This is a genomic window from Micromonospora sp. NPDC049060 (assembly GCF_040649055.1).
GTDB classification, from domain to species: domain Bacteria; phylum Actinomycetota; class Actinomycetes; order Mycobacteriales; family Micromonosporaceae; genus Micromonospora; species Micromonospora reichwaldensis.
In genome coordinates this window covers 1-5,714 of record NZ_JBEZEV010000157.1, presented here as the reverse complement: position 1 = coordinate 5,714, position 5,714 = coordinate 1, and the positions used below count along the sequence as shown (strand labels likewise).

General features: G+C 74.9%; 7 protein-coding genes and 1 pseudogene. 6 read left to right on the top strand and 2 right to left on the bottom strand.

Annotation, left to right across the window (positions count from 1 at the left end; translation table 11 throughout):
* Nucleotides 1-13 precede the first annotated feature (13 nt).
* The 4 genes and pseudogenes from AB0B83_RS29800 to AB0B83_RS29785 form a co-directional block, all read left to right on the top strand.
* Nucleotides 14-94: pseudogene (locus AB0B83_RS29800) on the top strand (nicotinamide riboside transporter PnuC); the annotation flags it as partial.
* 47 nt (nt 95-141) lie between these two features.
* Nucleotides 142-1,275, top strand: a complete 1,134-nt coding sequence (locus AB0B83_RS29795) for a ferredoxin reductase family protein (protein ID WP_357580960.1) — start codon at nt 142-144, stop codon at nt 1,273-1,275.
* Between the two features lie 10 nt (nt 1,276-1,285).
* A complete protein-coding gene (locus AB0B83_RS29790) occupies nt 1,286-1,876 on the top strand; it encodes an FMN-binding protein (RefSeq protein ID WP_357580959.1) in 591 nt (196 codons plus the stop codon).
* A gap of 85 nt (nt 1,877-1,961) precedes the next feature.
* Entirely contained in the window at nt 1,962-2,684 is a 723-nt protein-coding gene (locus tag AB0B83_RS29785; protein ID WP_357580961.1) for an FAD:protein FMN transferase, read from the top strand.
* Nucleotides 2,685-2,687: 3 nt separating this feature from the next.
* Here the strand turns inward: AB0B83_RS29785 and AB0B83_RS29780 are convergent, their stop codons facing one another.
* Complete coding sequence (locus tag AB0B83_RS29780) at nt 2,688-2,846, bottom strand: hypothetical protein (RefSeq protein ID WP_158619084.1); 159 nt, start codon at nt 2,844-2,846, stop codon at nt 2,688-2,690.
* An 81-nt stretch (nt 2,847-2,927) separates the two neighbouring features.
* A complete protein-coding gene (locus tag AB0B83_RS29775; protein WP_357580958.1) occupies nt 2,928-3,599 on the bottom strand; it encodes a bifunctional DNA primase/polymerase in 672 nt (223 codons plus the stop codon).
* Nucleotides 3,600-3,848: 249 nt separating this feature from the next.
* Between AB0B83_RS29775 and AB0B83_RS29770 the strand changes: the two genes are divergently transcribed.
* Nucleotides 3,849-5,078 (top strand): helix-turn-helix domain-containing protein, encoded by a 1,230-nt coding sequence (locus AB0B83_RS29770; RefSeq protein WP_357580957.1) that lies wholly within the window; start codon nt 3,849-3,851, stop codon nt 5,076-5,078.
* 16 nt (nt 5,079-5,094) lie between these two features.
* Nucleotides 5,095-5,667: a flavoprotein gene (locus tag AB0B83_RS29765; protein ID WP_357580956.1), complete on the top strand. Its 573-nt coding sequence runs from the start codon at nt 5,095-5,097 to the stop codon at nt 5,665-5,667.
* Nucleotides 5,668-5,714 lie beyond the last annotated feature (47 nt).

Below are 5,714 nucleotides of genomic sequence, written 5' to 3'. Positions count from 1 at the left end.
GCGGAGCGGCCTGATGGGCCCGCTCGGGTGGCTGCTCCACGCGCAGGTCGACATCGCCGGGTCGCCGGTGCTGGTCCGGGAGATCGTCGGCAACGCACCGGGCTGGTCGCCGGCTACCTGCTGCTCGTGCAGGTGCTGATGATGAGCCGCCTGCCGATCCTGGAGCGGTGGGCCGGCGGCGAGCGGATCGCCCGCTGGCACCGCGACGTCGGGGCCACCCTGCTGGTGGCCGTGCTCGCGCACGCGTCGCTGATCCTGGTCGGCTACGCCGACCTGGAGGACAACCCGGTGCTCACCGAGGCCGGCGTGCTGCTGCGCGACTACGAGGACATGGTCTCCGCGTTCGCCGCCGCCGGCATCCTGGTGCTGGTCGGCCTCACCAGCGTCCGGGCGATCCGCACCGCGCTGCCCTACGAGCTGTGGCACGCCCTGCACCTGTCGAGCTACGCGGTGCTGCTGCTCGGCTTCGCCCACCAGTTCAGCAACGGCGCGCAGCTGTTCCGGCCCGGCCCGGTGCGCACCTTCTGGATCGCGATGTACGTGGTGGTGCTCGCCGCCCTGCTCTGGGGCCGGGTCGTCGCGCCGCTGGCGTTCAACCTGCGGCACCGGCTGCGGGTCGCCGACGTGGTCGCGGAGAGCCCGGACACCATCTCGATCTACCTGACCGGCGACCGGCTGGAGCGCCTGGAGATGCTCGGCGGGCAGTTCTTCCGCTGGCGGTTCCTCGCCCGGGGCTGCTGGTGGCAGGCGCACCCGTTCTCGGTCTCGGCCGCCGCCAACGGCCGCTGGCTGCGGCTCACCGTCAAGGTGGTCGGCAGGCACACCGCCGACCTGCGCGACCTCGAAGCGGGCACCCGGGTCTGGGCGGAGGGCCCGTCGGGCACCTTCACGGCCGCCCACCGCACCCGCGAGCGGGCCCTGCTGATCGCCGGCGGCAGCGGGATCACCCCCATCCGGGCGATGCTGGAGGAGCTGCCGCCCGGCGCCGCGCTGATCTACCGCGCCCGCACCCCGGGCGACGTGCTGCTGCACCGCGAGCTGGACTGGCTCGCCGAGGCCCGGGACACCGCGATCTGGTACGTCGTCGGCTCCCGCGACGATCCCGGCCCCCGCCAGGTGATGAGCCCGGACGGGCTGCGCCGGTTGGTGCCCGACCTCGCCCGGCGCGACGTCTACCTCTGCGGGCCGCCCGGCCTGGTCGAGCAGTCGCTGCGGGTGCTCCGCGAGGCCGGCGTGCCCCGCCGGCAGATCCACCTGGCCACGTTCGAGCTGTAGGAAGGCTTCCATGCGTCGCGCCCTGCTCGCGATCACCGGCCTGGCGGCCGGCACCACCGCCATGGTGGTGCTGAAGGGCTCGCCTGGCACCAGCCCGGTCGCCCAGGACCTGCCGGCGGCGCCCCCACCGGTGACCCCCGCACCAGCCGGTCCGACCCCGGACGGCGGGGAGGTCTCCGCCCCGCCGTCGCCGGCCCGCACCAGCGCGTCCCCCCGGCCCGGTCGCACCGCCACCCGGGCGCCGGCGAGCCGGCCCAGCGCCACCAGCCGGGCACCGTCCGCGCCGCGCACCACCACGAAGCCGCCGCCCGCGCCGACGACCCGCACCGTCACGGGGCCGGTGGTGGAGAACGAGTACGGCAACGTGCAGGTGCAGATCACCCTCTCCGGGACGCGGATCGTCGACGTGGTGGCCCTGGAGCTGCCCGAGGAGACCGCCCAGTCCGACCAGCGCAGCGAGCAGGTCGACGGCCGCTACAGCGGCAGCTCCGGGCTGGTGGTGCAGCGGCAGAGCGCCGACGTGGACACCGTCTCCGGGGCGACCGCCACCAGCACCTCGTACAAGCAGTCGTTGCAGGCCGCGATCGACCGGGCGAGGTGACGTGCCGGTGCCGGCGGCGGGGCGGCGCGAGTCGGGCGCGTCTCCGCCGGCGACCAGGCCGGGGCTGCGCCGGGTCGAGCAGGTCATGGGCACCGCGATCAGCCTCGACCTCGCCGACGACCTGCCCGCCGCCGAGCTGGCCGGGCTGGCGGAGGACGTGTTCGCCTGGCTGCGCGACGTGGACGCCCGGTTCAGCACGTACCGGGCCGACAGCGAGGTGTGCCGCGTCGACCGGGGCGAGCTGCCGCTCTCCGGGGCCGGCGCCGACCTGCGGGACGTGCTGGCGCGCTGCGCCGACCTGTGGAAGGCCACCGACGGCTTCTTCGACGCGTACGCCACCGGGCGGCTCGACCCGTCCGGCTACGTCAAGGGCTGGTCGGTGCAGGTCGCCTCGGACCGGCTGCTCGCCGCCGGGGCGGCGAACCACTGCCTGAACGCCGGCGGCGACGTGCGGGTACGCGGCCACTCCTCGACCGGGCGACCGTGGCGGATCGGCGTCCGCCACCCGTGGGACGCGATGTCCACCTGCCTCGTGCTCACCGGCACCGACCTGGCCGTGGCCACGTCCGGCGTCTACGAGCGCGGCCACCACGTGCTCGACCCGCGCCGGGGCGTGCCGGCCCGGGGGCTGCGCTCGGTCACCGTGGTCGGGCCGGACCTGGGGCTGGCCGACGCGTACGCCACCGCTGCCGTCGCGATGGGCCCGGCCGGCATCGGCTGGCTGGACGGCCTGCCCGGGCACCAGCACGCGGTCGTCACCGACGACGTCCGCCTCCTGCACTCCACCGCCCTGCCCCTGGCCGGCTGAGAGTCAGCGGAAGGGGCGGGTGGTGGCGGGGCGGGAGCCGAGGGGGCGGGGGCGGCCCGGGCGGGAGCCGACGGGACGGGTGACCGGCCAGCGGCGGCGCGGCCGGTGCCGGGGCGGCGGCTCCGCGCCGTCCGGCTGGCGCGCGGTGTCGTCGGTGGACATCTAACCCCCCGCTCCCGGCGCGGGTGCGCCGTCGCCGTGCTCAACGAGCGCCGGCCCTCCGGCGTCGCTGCCGTGCCGCCGTCACATGCCCCGGCGCGGCAGCGGCAGGTGCCCGGGGAGCAGGTCGGAGGTGACCCTGACGCCGGTGGCCCGCAGGGCCTCGATCAGCGCGTTCTGCACCAGGTAGGAGTCGGGCAGTTGCCAGCGGGCCTGTTCGGGCGCGACCGCCCACCGGACGGTGCCCTCCGGCAGCCGGGTCGGTGGGGCCGGGATCCAGGAGCCGGGACCGTGCCGGACCACGTGGAAGCAATGGTCCAGCTCGGGGCGGAGCGGGTCGCCGGGGCGGACCAGGAACATCCAACGGCCGGTCGGGGTCACCAGCACCGGCCCGCGTACGCCGGCGCCGGCCGGGTGCGTCCGGACCGCGTCCAGCACGTGCCGGCCGAGGTGCGTGGGGACCTCCAGCACGTCGAACGCCCGCCCGGTGGGCAGCAGCACCCCGTGCGGCCGGGTGCGCCACCACGTCGCGACCCGGGCCGGGTCGGCGCTCGCCGCCTGCTCCCAGTTCTCCAGGGCCGGGTGGCAGCCGACCGTCGGGCAGCCGGCCCGCCCGCAGACGAAGCGGCTGCGGGCGAGGCAGGCGCCGGGGGTGACGTCCCAGCCGTGCAGGGCGTACCGCACGGCCACCCGGCGCAGCCGCACCCGTTCCAACGGGGACAGTTGAACGACGCGCGGCGCGACATTCCCCCACATGTGCCATCTCCCCTCGCCGGACCCGGCCGGTGCCCAGGTCGCATGTCGAGCACCGTCACTGCCGTAACCCGCGATCGTTGAGCTGACGAACGGCTCGTGCAACTTGCACGAAAACTACGAGAACTGGCTGTACGGCTGACGCACACGCTGTGCGACCAGCGAAAACCTGAGACGTACGGATCGATCGCCGCACCCGGCAGGACCGGCCGGCACGCCCGCTCGAGCAGGCGCAGGGGAAGGAACGGGTGGATGGACGAGTTGCCCATCGGGCGGCGGGTGGCCTACTGGCGGGGGCGGCGCAAGATGTCGCAGCAGGTCTTCGCCGACCGGCTGGGCAAGTCGAAGAGCTGGGTGGACAAGGTCGAGCGCGGGGTGCGCCGGCTGGACAAGTTCTCCGTCCTCTACGAGATCGCCGACATCCTCCAGGTCGACGTGCAGCTGCTGCTCGGCAAGGACCCGGAGCGGCGTACGGACGCGCTGAACTGCATCGACCAGGTGGAGGTGCAGGAGATCCGGGCGGCCCTGGAGCGGTACGACTCGATGAGCGCGTACTTCGACGCCGCGCCGTGCCCGCCGCCCCTGGCCGACATGCGCAAGGCCGTCAACCACGCCTGGCTCACCTACCAGTACGGCCGCTACGGGATGCTCACCCGGGCGCTGCCGAAGCTGCTGCGCGACGCCCAGGCCGCCGACGCCGGTCACGGCGGCGACCAGGCCGTCGAGGCGGCCCACCTGCTCGGGCAGGTCTACCAGATCGCCTCGTCGGTGCTGCGCAAGCTGGGCGAGTGCGACCTGGCCTGGCTGGCCGCCGACCGCTCGATGGCGGTGGCCCAGCGCGCCGACGACCCGCTGCTGGCCGGCATCGCCACCACCCGGGTCTGCAACGCGCTGGTGGCGATGGGCCGGCCCCGGCCCGCGCTCGAACTCAACGTCACCATCGCCAACCGGCTCGCCCCCGGCTGCGGCAACGCCGCCGACCCGGCCCTGCTCTCGGTCTACGGGATGCTGCTGCTCCAGGGGGCGATGGCCGCCGCGCGGATCGGCGACTCCGCCACGGTCGGCGACCTGATCAACGGGGCCCAGGAGGCCGCCGTCCTGCTGGGCGGCGACCACAACCACTACTGGACCTCGTTCGGGCCGACCAACGTGGAGCTGCACCGGGCGGCGGCGGCGGTCGAGCTCGGCGACGGGGGCCGGGCGGTCGAGGTGCACCAGCAGCGCATCCAGGAGCCGGCCTTCGGCGCACTGCTGCCGGAACGCCGGGCCCACCACCTGCTCGACATCGCCCGGGGCTTCGCCCAGATCGGCGACGTGGCCAACGCCGGCGAGATGCTGCTGCGCGGCGACCGCCTCGCCCCGTCGGAGATCCGCTGCCGGCCGATCGCCCACGAGGTGATGTCGGACATCCTGCGTCGCACACGTGGTGCGCCGCCTTCTCCGATTGCGGAGTTGGCTGAGCACATGGGAGTAGGGGTATGAGCGCGGTGGCGGCCTGATGGCCGGCCCGCACCCGAGCAGCGAGCGCCGCGAGGTGCTCTACGTCATCGCCTGCGGTTCGCCGCTGGCCCGCCACGTCGGCCGGCTCGTCGAGCTGGCCCACCAGGACGGTTGGGACGTCTGCGTGGTCACCACGCCGGACGGCGCCAAGTTCGTCGACCGGGCCGCGCTGGCCCGGCAGACCGGCCATCCGGTCCGCACCCACTACAAGAACCCGGGCGATCTCGACGTGCTGCCGCAGGCCGACGCGATCATCGTCTGCCCGGCGACGGTCAACACCGTCAACAAGTGGGCGGCCGGGATCACCGACACACTGGCCCTCGGGCTGCTGGTGGAGGCGCAGGGCCTGGGCGTGCCGGTGGTGGCGGTGCCGTACACGAACGCGGCGATGGCGGCCCACCCGGCCTTCCGGGCCGGCATCGCCCGGCTCGCGGAGTGGGGGGTCACGGTGCTCTTCGGCGATGACGTCTTCCCGTTGCACCCGCCGGGCACCGGCGAGCGGCACGTGCACGCCTTCCCGTGGGCCCTGGGCCTGGCCGCCGTACGCGACCGGCTCTGCCCCGTCGCCTGACGTGTGAGGAAGGGCCCCGTGCCATCGCGTAGCGATCGCACGGGGCC